Genomic DNA, 19,397 nt, shown 5'->3' with positions numbered 1-19,397 from the left:
GCGCGGAAATAGATGTAGCTGTCTTCCTCGATATAGAAGTAGGCGAGCGCCGTGAGGACGAAGTAGAGGAATAGCGCCAGCAGGGCGAGCATGCGGCCCGTCAGGTTTTCTCGGGTGGACATCGTGGGGGCGGACATGGCGTAGATTCTTGTCATCTTTGCTGTTGGGGCGCGGCGCCCACCGTGTACCGGCTCGGACGCTACGCGGGGAAGGCTCGGCGCGAGCGGTTAGTGGAGCCGCAATTAGCCGTTGTCCGGCATCTCGCGGAACTGCAGGGCTGCCGGCAGGTTCTTCGCCTTGAGCGGGAACGACAGGTCCTTGCGCTCGTAGACCAGCAGCCAGGTGGCCAGGCTGTAGCGCAGCACGTAGTTCTGCTTGAACCAGTCGCTGTTGCGCACGTGGTAGGTGAGCGTCTTGTCGGAACTGGCGACCAGCGTGTGAATGATGATGACGTCGGGATTGGATTGCTCCACCGATGCGAGCGCGCCTTGCTGGTCGATATCGCGGTCTTCCGGGCGCTGGTGTTGCAGCAGCGGGTCGACCACCTGCTTGTAGAGGGTCTTGCTCTTGCTGTCGCGGGCGTTCTGGTTGAAGTAATACAGCGAGATCGGGCGCGTCGCCAGGCCGAGGAAGTCGACGAAGTTTTGCTGCGCGCCGGCGAAGTACGGAGTCTGTCCCATCTGGTCGTAGCCGATGGTCAGTCCTTGCGGGTAGTTGTCATGCAGGAAGTGGCCGACCAGTGCCTGGTAGTTCGCGTTGATGACGTAGGGTACGCGGGCCTGCAGCGTGTCATCGAGGACGGTGGTGGCATGCGGGGCGGCCAGCTTCGAGCCGAGTGCCGACAGGGTCGTGGCCGGCTGCTCGCGCAGCAGGTCCAGCACGGTATAGAACGGGTTGCGGGTGTGTTCGAACAGCCCCGGCACACGCGGCATCCACGCCACGGCGATGCAGGCGACGGCGACGTAGCCGACCAGAACTGGCTTGAGCGTCTTCGGCGCGAATGCCAGCAGACGCGCTATCGCGACGGCGACCAGCAGCAGCAACACCGGCAGGCTGTGGGCGAAGAAGCGATGGTAGATCTTGAAGTCGTAATTGGCGGCGGCGAAGTAGAGCCCGCCGCAACTCAAGAGCAGCAGCAGGACGAAGGGGCCATTGGCGGCGTCGCGACGCCACAGCAGGGCGGCTGGCAACACAAGCGCCAGCAGGTACACCAGGCGGTACTGGCGCAGGGCTGTCCAGAGGTAGTCCCAGAGCACACCATCGACCGAGATCTTTGCGTAGAAGGCACTGATCTGCACTTCATCGAAATAGAAGTAGCGGAACACCAGGTACCCGCCGTAGCTCAGTGCGGCCAGCAGCAGCGTTCGGAACGCTAAGGCGCGCCGGTCGCTCGCGAGCAGATACAGGACAAATACGCCCACGCTGATGAAGGCTTCGGGGCGGGCGAAGAGCAGCAGGGCAAACGGCAGCACGCTCAGCCAGCCGTCACGGTACGGTTCGGGCGCGCAGGCCACTGCCACGCAGACGCTGAGCAGGAGGGTATAGAGCGATACTTCCAGGCCGCTGCCGGTCCACCAGATGAAGGGGACGCTGGCTGCCAGCGCGAGGGTCAGCCAGCCCGCCACAACGGGCGTTGAGAGCCGGCCGGCGGTGTGATGGAAGACATACAGGGTAGCCAGACCGAAGAGCATCCCCATGAGCTTCGCCAGCACCACCACGTTGCAGCCGAGCAGCACGCCGAGCGCCAGCAGGAATTGCCACAGTGGTCCGCTGCCCGACTCGATCGGGATATCGCCAATATTGAACACGTAGCCATAGCCGTGAGCGATGTTCTCGGCGACTCGGAAATAGATGTAGCTGTCTTCCTCGATGAAGAAGTAGCCCAAAAGGTAGAACGCGATATAGACCAGGGCGGCGAACACGCTGAGGGCGTTGCCCAGCGAGTACTGTCGCTGCGAAATGCTGGTAGTTGTCATCGTGACTTCTTTGGCTTTCTTGTTGTAGTTTGGCGCACGCGCCATGACGGTCATAGGTGCCTGACACTTCCCCTCTCCGGAGGAGCCGGCGGCGTTATCTAACCACGTTGCATGGCTACAGGCTAATGCGTCGGCAAAAACAAGGACACCGGCGCTAGGCCGGTGTCTTGTAGGGCGACGATCGAGGTTATTCGACTGCCTTGACCATGTCTTCGATGACTTTCTTGGCGTCGCCGAAGACCATCATGGTCTTGTCCAGGTAGAACAGTTCGTTGTCCAGGCCGGCATAGCCGCTGGCCATCGAGCGCTTGTTGACGATCACGGTCTTGGCTTTGTAGGCCTCGAGGATCGGCATGCCGGCGATCGGCGACTTCGGATCGTTCTTCGCGGCCGGGTTCACCACGTCGTTGGCGCCCAGTACCAGCACCACGTCGGTCTGGCCGAACTCGGAGTTGATGTCTTCCATCTCGAACACCTGCTCGTAAGGCACTTCGGCCTCGGCCAGCAGGACGTTCATGTGGCCCGGCATACGGCCGGCAACCGGGTGGATGGCGAACTTCACGTTGACGCCGCGATGGGTCAGCTTCTCGGCCAGTTCCATCAGCGCGTGCTGAGCACGGGCCACCGCCAGGCCGTAGCCGGGAACGATGATCACGCTGTCGGCGTTGGTCAGCAGGAAGGAGGCGTCGTCGGCCGAACCGGATTTCACCGGGCGGGCTTCTTTCGCACCCGCCGCGCCGCCAGCGTCCGCTTCGGCGCCGAAGCCACCGAGGATGACGTTGAAGAACGAGCGGTTCATCGCCTTGCACATGATGTAGGAGAGGATCGCGCCCGAGGAGCCCACAAGGGAACCGGCGATGATCAGCATCGAGTTGTTCAGCGAGAAGCCGATACCTGCCGCGGCCCAGCCGGAGTAGGAGTTCAGCATCGACACCACGACCGGCATGTCCGCGCCGCCGATCGGGATGATGATCAGCACGCCGAGGATGAAGGCCAGGGCCAGCATCACGACGAAGGCGGTCAGGTTGCCGGTGAACATGAACAGCAGGCCCAGGCCCAGGGTGGTCAGGCCGAGCACCAGGTTGAGCATGTGCTGGCCGGTGAACTGCACCGGGGCGCCCTGGAACAGGCGGAACTTGTACTTGCCCGACAGCTTGCCGAAGGCGATCACCGAACCGGAGAAGGTGATGGCGCCGATGGCCGCGCCGAGGAACAGCTCCAGGCGGTTGCCAGTCGGGATGGTGTCGCCCAGGTTCTGCACGATGCCCAGCGACTGCGGCTCGACCACGGCGGCGATGGCGATGAACACGGCGGCCAGGCCGATCATGCTGTGCATGAAGGCGACCAGTTCCGGCATCTTGGTCATCTCGACGCGCTTGGCCATGATCGAACCGGCGGTGCCGCCGACCAGCAGGCCGATGATCACGTAGACGATGCCGGTGGTGGCGATCTCGCTGCTGATCTTGAACACCAGGGCGACGGTGGTCAGCGCGGCGATGGCCATGCCGATCATGCCGAACAGGTTGCCGCGGCGCGACGTGGTCGGGTGCGACAGGCCTTTCAGGGCCTGGATGAAGCAGACCGAGGCAATGAGGTAGAGGAGGGTGACGAGGTTCATGCTCATGTCAGTGCTTCTCCGCCTTCGGCGCTTTCTTTTTGAACATTTCCAGCATGCGGCGGGTGACCAGGAAGCCACCGAACACATTCACCGCAGCCAGGGCCACGGCCAGTGTGCCCATGGCCTTGCCCAGCGGGGTGACGGTCAGGGCGGCGGCCAGCATGGCGCCGACGATCACGATGGCCGAGATGGCGTTGGTCACTGCCATCAGCGGGGTGTGCAGGGCAGGGGTGACGTTCCAGACCACGTGGTAGCCGACGTAGATCGCCAGCACGAAGATGATCAGGTTGTAGATGCCGTGGGAGATCAGCATGTCTTCCATAGTTTCTCACCGGTCTTCAGGGCCGGACGCGGGGTCCGGCGCGTTCTTATATAAGAAGGGCTTCAGCCGTTCTTGCGCACGATCTGGCCGTCACGGCACATCAGGCACGCGGCGACGATGTCGTCTTCCAGGTTCACCGTGAAGCCTTCGGCGGTCAGAGTGAGCTTGAGGAAGTCGAGCAGGTTGCGTGCGTAGAGTGCGGAGGCATCCGCCGGCACCAGCGCGGCCAGGTTGCTCAGGCCGACGATGGTCACGCCGTGCTTGACCACGACCTGGTCGGCCTCGGTCAGCGGGCAGTTGCCGCCTTGCGATGCCGCGAGGTCGATGACTACCGAGCCCGGCTTCATTTCGGCGACGGTCGCCTCATGCAGCAGGGTCGGCGCCTTGCGGCCCGGAATCAGCGCGGTGGTGATGACGATGTCCGACTGCTTGGCGCGCTCGTGCACGGCCTTGGCCTGGCGCTCCATCCACGAAGCCGGCATCGGGCGGGCGTAGCCGCCAACGCCTTCGGCGCACTCGCGCTCTTCATCGGTCTCGTAGGGCACGTCGACGAACTTGGCGCCCAGGGACTCGATCTGCTCCTTCACCGCCGGACGTACGTCCGACGCTTCGATCACCGCACCCAGGCGTTTGGCCGTGGCAATGGCCTGCAGGCCGGCAACTCCGGCGCCGAGGATCAGCACGCGCGCGGCCTTAACGGTGCCGGCGGCGGTCATCAGCATGGGCATGAAGCGCGGGTAGTGGTGGGCAGCGAGCAACACGGCCTTGTAGCCGGCAATGTTGGCCTGGGATGAGAGCACGTCCAGGCTCTGCGCGCGGGAAGTACGCGGCGCGGCCTCGAGGGCGAAGGCGGTAACGCCGCGTTCGGCCATGCGGGCGATGTTCTCGTTGTTGAACGGGTTGAGCATGCCGATCAGCACGGTACCCGGCTTCATCTGCGCCAGCTCGCTTTCGTTGGGCGCGACAACCTTCAGCACAAGCTCCGAACCGTAGGCATCGGCGGCAGTGCCGATCTTCGCGCCAACGGCTTCATAGGCGGCATCCGGCTGGCTGGCGCTGACGCCCGCACCGCTCTGAATGACGACCTGATGGCCCTGCCCGATCAGTTTCTTGACCGTCTCCGGCGTTGCTGCGACCCGCGTCTCACCGGCTTGGGTCTCGAGGGGTACACCGATCTGCACTTGCAAATCTCCTGCGTGATCCTGGGATTGTCCGGGTTACTACGTCGGCGACCCGGGTTATCTAACTGGCAACGGTCTAGTTCTTATTTTGTGACCGGGCTGTGACCCGGTGGCCGCGGCATTGTGCAATCGAACCTGGAGGGCATCAAGAAGTTCTGGAGTGGTACGAAGCGATAACTACAAGTCACGTTTGGACTCGTGGTTTTCCGGTCGCCGCCGAGGCCGCGTGAGCCCTGGCGTTTAGCCTAATTGCCTATTGTGACCGGACGGAAATGTCATCCTCGCCGTGAATGACCACCCATCAGAGGCTCCCCATGCCCACCGAAAGGCCCGGTAATCCTGCAACAGGCTCAGGCATAGGTGTTAATTAATGTTTCTAATATGGAGTATGAGTCATTCCTGATGCCTGATTTCCTGTAGCAGATTTTTTACATTGACTACGGGGTCAGGAATTTCGGTGGGAAGCTTCAAGGCCGCGTGTTACACCGCGCCAGAGCCCTGAGAAGAGGTTTAGCAGAAAGTTCGGATTTGTCCGGGGAAAGCGGGAGTGACACGGAAAAAACAACGGCCACCTTTATCGGGTGGCCGTTGGGGGTGGGACACGGTGTCGCGGGTCAGTTGCTGGCGTTGACCACGCCAGGCAGCTGGGCGACCAGCTTGTCGTTGTGCAGCGGGGCGCGGATGAAGCCGTGCTGGGTGTTGTCCGGGCCGATGATGACCAGGTTGCCGCTGTGGTCGACGGTGTAGTTGGGCTTGCTGGTGTCGGCCGGGATGTAGGGGATGCTCATGGCGTTGGCCAGCTTCTGCACGTTCTCTTCCGAGCCGGTGATGCCCTTGAAGCCGGCATTGAAGAAACCGAGGTATTCCTTGATGCGCGGCGCTGTATCGCGGTGCGGGTCGACGCTGACGAACACCACCTGCAGGTTTTTCGCCACTTCTGGCGGCAGCTTGCTCTGCAGCTCGCGCAGTTGCGCTAGGGTGGTGGGACAGACGTCCGGGCAGAAGGTGTAACCGAAGAACAGTAGCGACCACTTGTCCTTCAGGCTGGCGGTCTGGAACGGCTGGCCGTCCTGGTCGGTGAGGGCGAGGTCAGGGACGCTGCGGGTTTGCGGCAGGATCACGATGCCGGCGTCGAGTAGCACGGTCGGATCGAGCTGGTGGCGCTGGTTGAGCACCTTCTGAACGGTAAGGCCGAGGATCAGGGCGACGATGGCGACGAGGATGAAGACGGTCTTGTTGACTCGGGACATGGGGTTCTCGTGGGTCGGGACGTCTGGGCGAGCGCCGGATTCGCGGGGCCGCTCCTTTGGAGCGAACCCGCGAACCGGCCTCAGTAGTTCAGGTGCAGCGGCAGGTAGTGGTCCACCAGCAGCGCGATGAACAGCAGGAACAGGTAGGCGATAGAGTACTTGAAGGTCTTGATCGCCGCATGGGGTCGGCTGCCGCAGTAGAGCGCCCAGGCCCAGTCGAGGAAGCGCGCGCCCAGGGCCAGCGCGGCGAGCAGGTAGACCAGCCCGGCCATGTGGATGGCGAAGGGCATCAGCGTCACGGCGAACAGCACCAGGGTGTAGAGCAGGATGTGCAGCTTGGTGTAGTGCTCGCCGTGGGTCACCGGCAGCATCGGGATGTCGGCCTTGGCGTACTCGTCCTTGCGGTGCAGGCACAGAGCCCAGAAGTGCGGCGGGGTCCAGGCGAAGATGATCAGCACCAGCAGCAGCGGTTCGGCGGAGATCTGCCCGGTCACCGCAACCCAGCCCAGCAGCGGCGGGGCGGCCCCGGCGAGGCCGCCGATGACGATGTTCTGCGGCGTGGCGCGCTTGAGGAAGCCGGTGTAGAGCGCAGCGTAGCCGAGCAGCGAAGCCAGCGTCAGCCAGGCCGTCAACTCATTCGTGAACACCAGCAGCACCGCCATCCCGGCCACCGACAGCAGCATGGCAAAGCCCAGCGCGATGGGCGGCGAGACGCGTCCTTCGGCCAGCGGGCGCTTGTGGGTGCGCGCCATGATCGAGTCGATGCGCCGGTCCACAACGTGGTTCACTGCTGCCGCGCCGCCGGCGCACAGGCCGATGCCGAGGTTGCCGAAGACCAGCACCTGCCAAGGCACGCCGGCCTTGGTGGCGAGCAGCATGCCGATCAGCGAGGTGATCAGCATGAGCAGGACCACCTTGGGTTTGGTCAGTTCGAGCAGGTCGCGCCAGCTGGCTTGGCTGGAAGTGCTGATGACGCTGGCCATGGGCATTTCTCCTGACTTCTTGATGGGGACCGGCGCGTTGCCGGCCATCGTGCTCAACCGTGCAATGTCATCCCTGCCATTTCATCCCTGAGACGGATAGGCCACCGGGCGCTCCAGGGCGTCCAGGGTGATCGGGCTGCTGGCAGGCAGCTCGACGTGTTTTGCTGCGGGGGCGCGCACCCGGTAATTCACCAGTACCAGCATCAGCAGCAGGAACGCGCCGCCGCCGTTGTGCGCCACCGCTACCGACAGCGGCAGGTGCAGCAGCACGTTGCTGATGCCTAGGCCAATCTGCAGGGACAGCCCCAGCAGCATCAGTGCGGTAATGCCGATCAGGCCGTGGCGCTGGAGGTTCCAGGCCAGCAGCAGGATCACCGCGGTCACGCACAGCGCGCCCATGCGGTGGGTCATGTGGATGGCCGTGCGGGCGTCGCTGTCGAGCTGGCCGCCCAGGTAGTTCGGGCCGATGTGCTGGGTGAGGTGGAAGCCGTTGGCGAAGTCCATGTTCGGCCACCACTCGCCGTGGCACATCGGCAGGTCGATGCAGGCCACTGCCGCGTAGTTGCTGCTGACCCAGCCGCCGAGGGTGATCTGCCCGATCACCATCAGCAGCGCCAGGGCCGCCAGCGCGCGCAGCTTCGAAGGCAGCTGCAGTGGGGCGAAAGCGCCGGACAGGCGCAGGCTGAGCAGGAATAGCAGCGACAGCGTGGTGAAGCCGCCGAGAAGATGCGCGGTAACCACCTGCGGCCAGAGCTTGAGGGTGACCGTCCACATGCCGAACGCGGCCTGGGCGATCACCACTGCGAGCAGCACCAGCGGCAGGCGCATCGGTTGGCCGTCGCGGCCGCGGCGTACCAGTGCGTGCACCGCCAGTCCGAGGATCAGCAGGCCGAGGCTCCCGGCGAAATAGCGATGGATCATCTCGTTCCAGCCCTTCTGCGCCTCCACCGGCGAGTCGGGGAAGTGCATTTCGGCGTGGGCCAGTTGCGCCTCGTTCAGCGGCACGTGGACGAAGCCGTAGCAGCCGGGCCAGTCCGGGCAGCCGAGGCCGGCGTGGGTCAGGCGGGTATAGGCGCCCAGCAGGATCACCACGAAGGCCAGCGCCGTGGCCAGAACGGCGAGGTAGAAGGCGGGTTTGCGTCTTGCCTGGATCATGCATCGCTCCCGATCTTGTTGTTGTCGTGGGGCTCGACCGGCTTAACCGATGTTCGAAAGCTTCAGCAGCAGCTGCAGGTCCTTGAGGATCGACTTGCCGTTGGCCTTGGCGTCGTAGCGCAGCACCAGGTTGCCGTGGGGATCGACTATCCACAGTTGCGGCTGGGCGCCGGTGTGCTGGTTGGGCGTCAGGCCCAGGCGCTGCAGGCGCGGGTAGTCCTTGTCGAGCAGGCCGGTGAACTCCGCCGGCAAAGGCTTGGCGAAGGCGAGGGCGTGTTCGGCGCGGCTGGCTTCGCGACCCAGGCCGATGTTGATCTGGCGCGCCAGGTAGACGAGTTGCTGGCAATCAGTGGTGCAGGTTTCCGGCGCGGTCACCAGCAGTTGCCACTGGTCGCCGGCCTTGTCGTCCTGCACGCCGAGGTCCGCTGGGGTCTGCCCGGTGGCGATCAGGTCGCCGTGGTAGCTGCGGCCTTCCGGCACCCAGAACTGCAACTTGTACATGGCGGTGGCGAGCAGCATCGGCCCCAGCACAAAGCCGAGGATCAGCAGCAGTTGCACGCGCCCGCGGCGGCGGGCGGAGGCGTCAGGCAGAGTCATGGCGGTCATGGTCGAAGGTCTCCCGTGCGCGACGGATGCCGAGGTAGAGGTAAAGGGCGGAAAGCGCGATGGCCAGGGCGAACCACTGCACGGCATAGCCGACGTGGCGTTCCGGGGGCATGGCGACGATCGGCCAGTCGGTGTCGAAGGCGGCGTCGCCCGGCTCCAGGCGGATTTCCAGGGGGCTGCCTTCGCGGCCGAGCTGGTCCCACAGGAACGGGGCGTCCACCTGGGTAATCAGGCGCGGCCAGCTGGCGAGCGGAGCGCTCGGGCCAGCGGCTGCGGGGATGTAGGTCCAGGCGTCCAGCAGCAGGTCGTGGCTGGGCGTATCGATCTTCGGCGGCACGCGGCGGTCGGGCCAGGGCACCCAGCCGCGATTGACCAGCAGCCACTGGTGGCCGACGCGGTCGAAGAAGGGCTGCAGCACCTCGACGCCGGCCTGGCCGTTGCGGGTGCGGTTGTCGAGCAGGGCAGTGTGCTCAGCGTCGAGCTGGCCTTGCAGACGCACGCGGACATAGCTGCGCGGCGGCTGGCGTTCGAGCTCGGCGATGCTGATCGGGTCCTGCTGGCGCTGCACTTCGGCGGCGGCGAGCAGGGTGCGTTTTTCGGCGGCGCGCGACAGTTGCCAGAAGCCCAGGCCGATCAGTACCGGCAGCAGTGCGAGGACCACCAGGGTCGGCGCGATGCCGGGCCGGAAGGCGCGTGCGGCGCGGCCTTGCCGATCTGGATCGGAGCCGTGCTCAGATGCGTGCTGGCTATACTGCAAGACATCCCCCTCAACCCCAGTCCCCTGCGGACAGGAGGCCGGTAGTGCTCAAAGCTGCGATCGTTCTGTTGTTGCTGGCGACCGTCGTCAGTCTGTTCAGTGGCCTGTTCTTTCTGGTCAAGGACGAGGGCCACGGTTCGCGGGTGGTCAACGCGCTGACCGTGCGTGTCACCCTTACCGCCCTGACCGTCGCTCTCATCGCCTGGGGTTTCTTCAGCGGCCAACTCGGCAGCTCCGCCCCCTGGCACTTCTGATCTCGAAAAAGGCGCGGGCCAAGGCCCGCGCCACCGCGCTTCACAGCACGTAAACGAAGATGAACAGCCCGATCCACACCACGTCGACGAAGTGCCAGTACCAGCTGGCCGCCTCGAAGCCGAAGTGTTTGTCGGCGTCGAAGTGCCCCCGAATGATGCGAATCAGCATGATGCTCAGCATGATCGCGCCGATGGTCACGTGGGCGCCGTGGAAGCCGGTGAGCATGAAGAAGGTCGCGCCGTAGATACCCGAGCCCAGGGTCAGCCCCAGTTCGCTATAGGCCTCGTGGTACTCGTAGGCCTGCAGCACGATGAAACAGGCACCCAGCGCCACGGTCGCCGCCAGCCACATCTTCAGCGGGCCGCGATGGTTCTTCTTAAGCGCGTGGTGGGCGAAGGTCACGGTGAAGCTGGAGGTGACCAGTAGCAGGGTGTTGATCAGTGGCAGCTTCCACGGATCGATCACTTCCTTGGGCGGCGGGAACAGCTTGTTGTCCGGGTTGTTGAGCTGCGGCCAGCCGGTTTCGAACTGCGGCCAGAGCATGTGCGAGATGCCATGGTGACCTTCGCCGCCCAGCCATGGGTTGACGAAGTGGCGTACGTAGAACAGCGCGCCGAAGAAGGCGGCGAAGAACATCACCTCCGAGAAGATGAACCAGCTCATGCCCCAGCGGAACGAGCGGTCCATCTGCGGGCTGTAGAGCCCGCCACGGCTTTCCTTGATGACGTTGCCGAACCAGCCGAACAGCATGTACGCCAGGATCAGTCCGCCGGCGAAGAAGATCCACGGGCCGTGGGAGTGTTCCTTGCCGGCGCTCATGTCGTTCATCCAGGTGCCGACGCCAAACATCGTCACCAGCATGCCGATGGTGGCGATGATCGGCCACTTGCTCTGCGCGGGGACATAATAGGGATCGTGGGTTGCCATCTCTCTTGTTCTCCTTTGCCCTTCAGCGCTCGTTACTGGCCACGGGTGGCTTGCGGGCAGTGATGTCGAACAGCGTGTAAGCAAGCGTCAGGTGACGCACATCCTTGGGCAGGTCGCGGTCGACGATGAAGCGCACCGGCATTTCGATGCGCTCGCCCGGCTGCAGGACCTGCTGGGTGAAGCAGAAGCATTCGGTCTTGTGGAAGTAGGTGGCTGCCACCGACGGCGCGATGCTCGGGATCGCCTGGGCGGTCATCGGCTTGTCAGTGGGGTTGTAGGCGACGAACAGCATCTGGTTCACCGCGCCGGGATGCACCACCAGCTGCTCGGCCTCGGGATGAAACTCCCAGACCATGTCGATGTTGTTGTTGGCGACGAACTGGATCTTCACCTCGCGCGACTGATCGACCACCTGGCCGTCGCCCTGGTAGGCGCTGCCGGAGGTCTTGCCGTTGATGCCCAGTGCCTTGCACATCACGTCGTACAGCGGCACGAGGGCGAAGCCGAAGGCGAACATGGCAACCACGGCTATGACCAGCCGGGTCACCAGCTTGCGCGTTTCGATGTTGCCGTCGCTCATGGATCGAATCCTCACTTGTAGGAGCGAGCTTGCTCGCGAACTGCCTGACGCCGGGGCTTCAGGAAAAAACGTTCGCGAGCAAGCTCGCCCCTAGAGGTAAGCCCTTACTTCACCTCGGGCGGCGTGCTGAAGGTGTGGTACGGCGCCGGTGACGGAATGGTCCACTCCAGGCCTTCCGCGCCATCCCACGGCTTCGCCGGTGCCGGCTTGCCGCCCTTGATGCACTTGATGACGATGAACAGGAACAGCAGCTGCGTGGTGCCGAACATGAAGGCGCCGACGGACGAAACCATGTTGAAGTCGGCGAACTGCAGGTTGTAGTCCGGGATCCGCCGCGGCATGCCGGCCAGCCCGACGAAGTGCATCGGGAAGAACGCCAGGTTCATGCCGATGAAGCTCATCCAGAAGTGCAGCTTGCCCAGCGTCTCGTCGTACATGTGGCCGGTCCACTTCGGCAGCCAGTAGTAGGCCGAGGCGAAGATGCCGAAGATCGCGCCGGGCACTAGCACGTAGTGGAAGTGCGCCACCACGAAGTAGGTGTCCTGGTACTGGAAGTCCGCCGGGGCGATGGCCAGCATCAGCCCGGAGAAGCCACCGATGGTGAACAGGATGACGAAGGCCACGGCGAACAGCATCGGCGTCTCGAAGGTCAGCGAGCCTTGCCACATGGTCGACGCCCAGTTGAACACCTTCACCCCGGTGGGCACGGCGATCAGCATGGTCGCGTACATGAAGAACAGCTCGCCCACCAGCGGGATGCCCACCACGAACATGTGGTGCGCCCACACGACGAAGGACAGGAAGGCGATCGAGGCGGTGGCGTAGACCATCGAGGTGTAGCCGAACAGCGGTTTGCGGCTGAAGGCCGGGATGATCGAGCTGACGGCGCCGAATGCCGGCAGGATCATGATGTACACCTCGGGGTGGCCGAAGAACCAGAACACGTGCTGGAACAGCACCGGGTCGCCCCCGCCGGCCGCGCTGAAGAAGCTGGTGCCGAAGTGGATGTCCATCAGCATCATCGTCACGCAACCCGCCAGTACCGGCATCACCGCAATCAGCAGGAAGGCGGTGATCAGCCAGGTCCAGACGAACAGCGGCATCTTCATCAGCGTCATGCCCGGGGCGCGCAGGTTGAGGATGGTGGCGATCACGTTGATCGCGCCCATGATCGAACTCATGCCCATCAGGTGGATGGCGAAGATGAAGAAGGTCACGCTGTGCGGCGCGAAAGTCGTCGACAACGGCGCGTAGAAGGTCCAGCCGAAGTTCGGGCCGCCGCCGGGCATGAACAGGGTGCTCACCAGCAGGCCGAAGGCCGCCGGCAGCAGCCAGAAGCTGAAGTTGTTCATGCGTGGCAGGGCCATGTCCGGCGCGCCGATCATCAGCGGCACCATCCAGTTGGCCAGGCCGACGAAGGCCGGCATCACTGCACCGAAGACCATCACCAGGCCGTGCATGGTGGTCATCTGGTTGAAGAACGCCGGCTCGACGATCTGCAGGCCCGGCTGGAACAGTTCGGCGCGGATCACCATGGCGAAGGAGCCGCCCAGCAGGAAGGCGCAGAAGCTGAACCACAGGTACAGCGTGCCGATGTCCTTGTGGTTGGTGGTCAGTACCCAGCGCATCAGGCCCTTGGCGGGGCCGTGGTGGTGGTCGCCGGCGTGAGAATGGTCGGGGTGATCGATCACTGTACTCATCGCGGCCTCCTTATTGTTGTTTCTGCTTGTAGGCGACCACTTCTTGCGGGGTCACCATGTCGCCGTCGTTGTTGCCCCAGGCGTTGCGCTCGAAAGTGATCACCGCGGCGATGTCGACTTCCGAGAGTTGCTTGCCGAAGGCCGCCATGGCCGTGCCCGGCACGCCGTTGAACACGGTCTCCAGGTGGTGCTCCTTGGGCCCGGTGACGATCTTCGAACCCTTGAGCGCCGGGAACATCGGCGGCATGCCTTGGCCCTCAGGCTGGTGACAGGCGGCGCAGATGGTGTGGTAGACCTTGTCCCCGCGGGCGACCAGCTCTTCCTTCGTCCATTCCTTGCTGGTCAGCTCCTTGAGCTTGACCGCCTCTTCCTTGCGCTCGGCCAGCCACTTGTCGAAGTCGGGCTTGGACTTCACGTCCACCACGATGGGCATGAAGCCGTGGTCCTTGCCGCACAGCTCGGCGCACTGGCCGCGGTAAACGCCGGGCTGGTCGACCTTGGTCCAGGCCTCGTTGACGAAGCCAGGAATGGCGTCGCGCTTGACCGCGAAGGCCGGCACCCACCAGGAGTGGATCACGTCGCTGGAGGTGACCAGGAAGCGCACCTTGACCCCGGCTGGCAGCACCAGCGGGTTGTCCACCTCGAGCAGGTAGTGCTCGTCCTTGTCGGCCTTGTTGTGGATCTGGTCCTGGGGCGTGGCGAGGTTGGAGAAGAACTCCACGTCCTGGCCCAGGTATTTGTACTGCCACTTCCACTGGTAGCCGGTGACCTGCACGTCCAGCTCGGGCTCCGAGGTGTCGTACATGTGGATCAGCGTCTTGGTGGCCGGAACGGCCATCACCACCAGGATCAGGAAGGGAATGACGGTCCAGAGGATTTCCACCGTGGTGCTCTCGTGGAAATGCGCGGGCTGCTGCCCGGTGGACCGGCGGTGGACGATCATCGACCAGAACATCGCGCCAAAGACGACGATGCCGATGACCACGCAGATCCAGAAGATCGTCATGTGAAGATCGAAAACGTTACGGCTGACTTCTGTCGCACCGGGGGTCATGTTGACCGTCCAGGCGGCGTTTGCCTGACTGAAAGCCAAGAGCAAAAGGAAGCCCATCCAGACTCGTGGATGTCGCAGCATTCGGGTTCCCCTTATCGTTGTTTTTATCCCGCCGGCATAGCGCCCTGGCTGCGATCCCCATTCCAGAGGGATCGAGCCTGAACAAGCCAACGGCCAAGGGAGTGACCGCCAAGACAACTTACTTTGACGTCGTACCTCGGCAGCACGCAGGGCAGGCCGGGTCCATCAGGTTTTCGGTGTGTCGAAGCGGAGTATAGCCACGGGTTGCGACATAACAACGCAGAGTAAAAACTCTGTTTGAAAGACCGAACTGCGATCTGAAAGCCACGGATGGCGCGGCTTTGGAGTAAGATGGTGGCCGTCTGATATGCCACGTCGGCATAAACAGTCCGTGAATATGACAATCGCGTCTTAGCTACGCCCGGGGTGCGGCTAAGGTGTTTCTTCACTTTCCAAACCCGCTGTCTTGGAGCTGTCATGAACACCGCTGCACTGCGTGAGCTGATCCGGAATGCCCACCTGCTCGAATCCCGCCATGGCCATCTCGCCCGCCTGATCCAGAGCCAACTGCAAAGCCTGCACAAGAGCATCGCCCTGACGGGAGAAGACCCCAGCGGCACGCTGACGCGCTTCGTCCACGCCTACATCGAACAGGTGCCGGATTTCCTCGACGCCGCCAACGCGGTGGCCCGCGCCGCCGGCATCGAAGACCGCATCAAGCCGGTGCTCAAGCTCGCCGAGCAGTTCTTCCTCACTCCGCCTGCGCTGCTCGACGGCCACGACGGCCTCGATGCGCTGCTCGACGAGGCCTACCTAGCCCACCGCCTGGTGGAAGAGGTGAACGATCGCTACATCGCCCACTTCAACCAGCCGCTGATCCCGCTCGACACCACGGTGGCCAACCTGGTGGCGCACCAGCTGATCGGCGAACCCTTCGCCAACCAGCTGGATGAGGCGGTGCACCACGCGGTCGACGGCATGCTCGACGACAGCACCTTCAGTTCCGAGTCCGCCGTCAGCTACCGCGCCAGCCTCAACGATCCGCAGGTGGTCATGGCCTGGCAACAGTGGCCGTGCCTGTCGCGGCAGTTTGGGGTCGAGCTGGAGCTGGGCCGCGACTGAGGCTCAGCCCGCACTCTGCTGCGCACGCACTCGGCCTTCCACGCGGCGACGCAGGCCATTGCCTTCGATGGACAGCCGGCAGCCGCTGGCCGCGGCACTGCGGCCCCAATCCTCCAGCAGTTCCATGCAGGCGTGGTCGATATAGCTCAGGTGCTGCAGCGGCACGCGCAGGTGCGTGCCGGGTTTCACCGACTGCAGGGCCCGGGACAGCGCCGGCACCTTGAGGAAGGTCGCCGCGCCGACCAGACGCAGTTCGGCGCCGTTGCCCTCGTCGTCGTAGCGCAGGTTGATCTTCAGCCGCGCGGCCTTGAGCACCAGCTTCAGTACCGTCAGCGCAAAGCCCAGCAGCACGCCGGTCAGCAGGTCGGTGGCGACAATGGCCAGCGCGGTCGCTGCATGAACCAGCACTGGCATACGCCCATAGCGGCCCAGCGAACGCAGCGCTTTCAAGTCCACCAATTTGATCCCGGTGTAGACCAGCACGCCGGCCAGGCTGGCGATGGGGATCTGCCGCAGCAGCCCGCCCAGCAGCACGACGAACCCCAGCAGCCACAGCCCATGGAATATCGCCGAGGCGCGGCTGCGCGCACCGGCCTGCACGTTGGCCGAGCTGCGCACGATCACCCCGGTCATCGGCAGCGCCCCGACCAACCCGCAGAGCATGTTGCCCACGCCCTGGGCGCTCAGCTCGCGGTCCATGTCCGAGCGCGGGCCGGTGTGCATGCGGTCCACGGCGGCGGCCGAGAGAAGCGTCTCTGCGCTGGCGATGAAGGCCACCACCACGGCGGCCAGCAATAGCGTCGGGTCTAGCAGCGCGGCGAGGTCGCTCGGGCGGACCCAATCGATGGCTTCGCCGAGGTTCTCCGGCACGCTGACTCGCAGCACGTCGAGTTGCAGGGCAATGCTCACCAGCGTTGCCAGGCTCACGCCGATCAGTGCGCCGGGCAGCATGCGCAGCCGGCCGGGTTTGAAGCGGTCCCATAGCGCCATACAGGCCATGGTGCCCAGCCCGAGCAGCGCCGCGTCGAAGCCGCTGGTCTCGGACAGCAGTGCCGCAGGGAAGGCGAGCAGGTTATCCAGCCCGGACGCCTGCGGCTTGAGGTCGAGCATCACGTGGACCTGCGACAGCACGATGAGAATGCCGATGCCCGCGAGCATGCCGTAGACCACGGCCGGTGAAGTGACGCGGAACCAGCAGCCCAGGCGCAACCTGCCCGCCAGCAATTGCAGCGCGCCGGCCAGCAGCAGGATCGGCCCGAGCATGGCCATGCCGTGGGTGCGCACCAGCTCAAAGACCAGCACCGCGAGGCCCGCCGCAGGGCCGCTGACCTGCAGCGGTGAGCCGGCGAGGAAACCGACCACCAGGCCGCCGATGATGCCGGTCAACAGGCCCTTGGCCGGTGGCATGCCCGAAGCGATGGCGATACCCATGCACAGCGGCAGGGCGACGAGAAAGACCACTACCGAAGCGAGCAGGTCGCGCGGCAGTACCTGGCGCAGTTGGGAAAACCCGGATGGAACAGAGTGGGAGGCCGACATGGCGCTGTTCTCCTTCAAGCATTTTTCGGGCGCGCGAAAGCCCACGACGCCGGTCTCGACCGCATCGACACGCGCAATTCAAGGAATGGCGAACGCGGTGGGGGCGTTCGCCTCAGGCAGGGAGCAAGTGAGGAACGGGCGCGGCGTTTGTTCTGCTGGGCCGCCGCGCCTCGGGGATTACTGCCGCTGGCAGCTTACTGGGGAGAGTAGCGCGCGCGCGGAGTAGCGCTGGGCGTCGGGCCTTCGCCATCTAGCGGGCGGAAGCGGCCTTCCTGGGCGTCGTAGGCCTTGATGGCGCTTGTCTCGATGTCATACACCCAGCCATGGATGAACAGCTGGCCGGAAGCCAGGCGCGCGGCCACGGACGGGTGGGTCTTCAGGTGGTCCAGCTGGGCCACGACGTTCTCTTCGGTGAGCACGCCCAGGTGTTCCTGGGTGGCGCAACCGCAGGTCTGCGCGACCACGGTGCGGGCCACTTCGGCATGGCGCAGCCAGGCTTTCACCGTCGGCATGCCTTCCAGAGTCTGCGGAGCCAGCACCGCTTTCATCGCGCCGCAATCGGAGTGGCCGCAGACGATGATGTGCTGCACGCCCAGGGCCATCACCGCGAACTCGATGGCGGTGGACACGCCGCCGTTCATCTGGCCGTACGGCGGCACCACGTTGCCGACGTTGCGGGTAACGAACAGGTCGCCGGGCGAGCTCTGGGTGATCAGCTCGGGGACGATGCGCGAGTCGGCACAGGTGATGAACATGGCGCGTGGGTTCTGCGCGTGGGCCAGCTTCTTGAACAGTTCTTCCTGTTGCGGGAAGACCTCATGGCGGAACTGGCGGAAGCCCTCGACGATATGGCGCAGCGCCTCGTCGGCAGATTCGTGGGCGTGTTCCTCACCGTGCGTTTTGTCGTTCATGTATCAGCCTCGAAGAATGACGAAGAATTTTCCCACGTCAGCCGACGCTCTCCCTGGGGAGAAAAGACACAGCCGAGAGGAAAAATACGTCGTGACCGGTTAGTCACTTTGTGTTCAAATCCTAGACAACGAAGATTAAACCAAAATTAAAAAACCGCTCTGGAATGAGCTTTTGCATGATGTTTCGCCGACATTCCAAGATGATATCGGCAAGCTATCATGGCAAGACAATATTGCGGTGATTCTACTGCGCTTACCGAAACTTCCGACCGATAACCGTCAGAACAGGCTCATCTGGCTGCGCGGCGGGGCGAACGCTGTGCAATCCAGGCCGAAACTGCCGCGCCGGTTCAGGCCCAGGCGGCGCAGGGCGACCTCGAAACGCTTGGCCAGCAGGTCGGCGAACGGGCCCTCGCCACGGAAGCGGTGTCCGAAACGGCTGTCGTAGATCTCCCCGCCGCGCAGCTGGCGGATCAGGCTCATCACATGGTTGGCGCGCTGCGGGTAGTGCGCCGCCAGCCATTCCTCGAACAACGGGCCGACCTCGCGCGGCAGGCGCAGCATCATGTAGCTGGCGCTCTGCGCGCCGGCGTCGTGGGCGGCTTCGAGCAGCGCTTCCAGCTCGCGGTCGTTGACCATCGGGATCATCGGCGAACACAGCACGCCCACCGGAATACCCTGTTCGCGCAGCACGCGGATTGCCCGCAGGCGCGCGGAAGGCGCGGCGGCGCGGGGTTCGAGGATGCGCTTGAGCTCATCATCCAGGGTGGTCAGGCTGATCATCACGGCGACCAGGTTCTGTTTCGCCAACTCCGCCAGCAGGTCGAGGTCGCGCAGGATCAGCGAACCCTTGGTGACGATGGTCACTGGATGGCGGAAGCGCAGCAGCACTTCGAGGATCTGCCGGGTCAGGCGCTGCTGGCGCTCGATGGGCTGGTACGGGTCGGTATTGGCGCCCAGGTTGATCGGCGCGCAGACGTAGCCCTTGAGGCTCAGTTCCTCTTCCAGCACCTGCGTGGCGTTGGTCTTGGCGATCAGTTTCGTTTCGAAATCCAGCCCCGGCGACAGGTCCCAGTAGGCGTGGCTGGGCCGGGCATAGCAGTAGATGCAGCCGTGCTCGCAGCCGCGATAGGGGTTGATCGAGCGGTCGAAGGGCAGGTCCGGCGACTGGTTGCGCGAGATCACCGACTTCGCCCGCTCAGTGCGGATTTCGGTCACCTGGGGCTTGGGCACCTCGTCGTACCAGTCGTTATCCACAGGCACCGAGGTGGTCGGCGCGAAGCGGTTGTGCGGATTGCTGGCGGTGCCCCGGCCGCGGGGTGGAAGGGAAGTAGTCATGTGGGAAAGCTCTGAAGAAACACTGTATATGAATACAGTAATCCACGGAGTTTTCCACAGCCAGCATTAACTGCTCGGCGGCGTGATTCGCCACCGTCTGTA

The 19,397-nt window shown here is 64.1% G+C and carries 18 protein-coding genes; 2 read left to right on the top strand and 16 right to left on the bottom strand.

Going from position 1 to position 19,397, the window contains the following annotated elements; all coding sequences use genetic code 11:
- Window positions 1–242 precede the first annotated feature (242 nt).
- From IB274_RS13660 to IB274_RS13620, 9 genes are all read right to left on the bottom strand, one after another.
- On the bottom strand, window positions 243–1,976 hold the full coding sequence (locus IB274_RS13660) for a hypothetical protein (protein WP_192432466.1): 1,734 nt from the start codon (window positions 1,974–1,976) through the stop codon (window positions 243–245).
- Window positions 1,977–2,163: 187 nt separating this feature from the next.
- Window positions 2,164–3,600, bottom strand: a complete 1,437-nt coding sequence (locus IB274_RS13655; protein ID WP_192432465.1) for an NAD(P)(+) transhydrogenase (Re/Si-specific) subunit beta — start codon at window positions 3,598–3,600, stop codon at window positions 2,164–2,166.
- Between the two features lies 1 nt (window position 3,601).
- On the bottom strand, window positions 3,602–3,916 hold the full coding sequence (locus tag IB274_RS13650) for an NAD(P) transhydrogenase subunit alpha (RefSeq protein ID WP_015474896.1): 315 nt from the start codon (window positions 3,914–3,916) through the stop codon (window positions 3,602–3,604).
- A gap of 62 nt (window positions 3,917–3,978) precedes the next feature.
- The gene (locus IB274_RS13645) at window positions 3,979–5,097 is read right to left on the bottom strand and encodes a Re/Si-specific NAD(P)(+) transhydrogenase subunit alpha (protein WP_192432464.1); all 1,119 of its coding nucleotides are present in this window, start codon (window positions 5,095–5,097) and stop codon (window positions 3,979–3,981) included.
- A gap of 614 nt (window positions 5,098–5,711) precedes the next feature.
- Window positions 5,712–6,347, bottom strand: coding sequence for an SCO family protein (locus IB274_RS13640; RefSeq protein WP_192432463.1), 636 nt, complete (start codon window positions 6,345–6,347; stop codon window positions 5,712–5,714).
- 80 nt (window positions 6,348–6,427) lie between these two features.
- Window positions 6,428–7,330: a heme o synthase gene (gene cyoE / locus IB274_RS13635; protein ID WP_081518896.1), complete on the bottom strand. Its 903-nt coding sequence runs from the start codon at window positions 7,328–7,330 to the stop codon at window positions 6,428–6,430.
- A gap of 81 nt (window positions 7,331–7,411) precedes the next feature.
- A complete protein-coding gene (locus IB274_RS13630) occupies window positions 7,412–8,485 on the bottom strand; it encodes a COX15/CtaA family protein (protein ID WP_192432462.1) in 1,074 nt (357 codons plus the stop codon).
- A 42-nt stretch (window positions 8,486–8,527) separates the two neighbouring features.
- A complete protein-coding gene (locus IB274_RS13625) occupies window positions 8,528–9,091 on the bottom strand; it encodes a hypothetical protein (protein WP_192432461.1) in 564 nt (187 codons plus the stop codon).
- A complete protein-coding gene (locus tag IB274_RS13620; RefSeq protein WP_192432460.1) occupies window positions 9,069–9,848 on the bottom strand; it encodes an SURF1 family protein in 780 nt (259 codons plus the stop codon). The genes IB274_RS13625 and IB274_RS13620 overlap by 23 nt, the downstream gene beginning before the upstream one ends.
- A gap of 44 nt (window positions 9,849–9,892) precedes the next feature.
- On the opposite strand from IB274_RS13620, the gene IB274_RS13615 reads away from it, so the two are divergent.
- A complete protein-coding gene (locus IB274_RS13615) occupies window positions 9,893–10,102 on the top strand; it encodes a twin transmembrane helix small protein (RefSeq protein ID WP_015474903.1) in 210 nt (69 codons plus the stop codon).
- 40 nt (window positions 10,103–10,142) lie between these two features.
- On the opposite strand, the gene IB274_RS13610 is transcribed toward IB274_RS13615, so the two are convergent.
- The 4 genes from IB274_RS13610 to coxB form a co-directional block, all read right to left on the bottom strand.
- A complete protein-coding gene (locus tag IB274_RS13610) occupies window positions 10,143–11,030 on the bottom strand; it encodes a cytochrome c oxidase subunit 3 (protein ID WP_138213360.1) in 888 nt (295 codons plus the stop codon).
- Window positions 11,031–11,052: 22 nt separating this feature from the next.
- Complete coding sequence (locus IB274_RS13605) at window positions 11,053–11,610, bottom strand: cytochrome c oxidase assembly protein (RefSeq protein WP_081518891.1); 558 nt, start codon at window positions 11,608–11,610, stop codon at window positions 11,053–11,055.
- A 104-nt stretch (window positions 11,611–11,714) separates the two neighbouring features.
- A complete protein-coding gene (gene ctaD, locus IB274_RS13600; protein ID WP_192432459.1) occupies window positions 11,715–13,310 on the bottom strand; it encodes a cytochrome c oxidase subunit I in 1,596 nt (531 codons plus the stop codon).
- Between the two features lie 10 nt (window positions 13,311–13,320).
- Window positions 13,321–14,445, bottom strand: coding sequence for a cytochrome c oxidase subunit II (coxB, locus tag IB274_RS13595; protein ID WP_192432458.1), 1,125 nt, complete (start codon window positions 14,443–14,445; stop codon window positions 13,321–13,323).
- Window positions 14,446–14,862: 417 nt separating this feature from the next.
- Between coxB and IB274_RS13590 the strand changes: the two genes are divergently transcribed.
- Window positions 14,863–15,507, top strand: a complete 645-nt coding sequence (locus IB274_RS13590) for a hypothetical protein (RefSeq protein ID WP_192432457.1) — start codon at window positions 14,863–14,865, stop codon at window positions 15,505–15,507.
- 3 nt (window positions 15,508–15,510) lie between these two features.
- On the opposite strand, the gene IB274_RS13585 is transcribed toward IB274_RS13590, so the two are convergent.
- From IB274_RS13585 to IB274_RS13575, 3 genes are all read right to left on the bottom strand, one after another.
- Window positions 15,511–17,046 (bottom strand): SulP family inorganic anion transporter, encoded by a 1,536-nt coding sequence (locus tag IB274_RS13585; protein ID WP_192432456.1) that lies wholly within the window; start codon window positions 17,044–17,046, stop codon window positions 15,511–15,513.
- A gap of 194 nt (window positions 17,047–17,240) precedes the next feature.
- Window positions 17,241–17,957, bottom strand: coding sequence for a carbonic anhydrase (locus tag IB274_RS13580; protein ID WP_088420494.1), 717 nt, complete (start codon window positions 17,955–17,957; stop codon window positions 17,241–17,243).
- Between the two features lie 279 nt (window positions 17,958–18,236).
- Complete coding sequence (locus tag IB274_RS13575; RefSeq protein ID WP_192432455.1) at window positions 18,237–19,295, bottom strand: PA0069 family radical SAM protein; 1,059 nt, start codon at window positions 19,293–19,295, stop codon at window positions 18,237–18,239.
- Window positions 19,296–19,397 lie beyond the last annotated feature (102 nt).

Source organism: Pseudomonas sp. PDM18, assembly GCF_014852585.1.
In the GTDB taxonomy this organism is placed as follows: Bacteria; Pseudomonadota; Gammaproteobacteria; order Pseudomonadales; family Pseudomonadaceae; genus Pseudomonas.
This window is presented reverse-complemented; position numbering and strand designations above follow the sequence as displayed.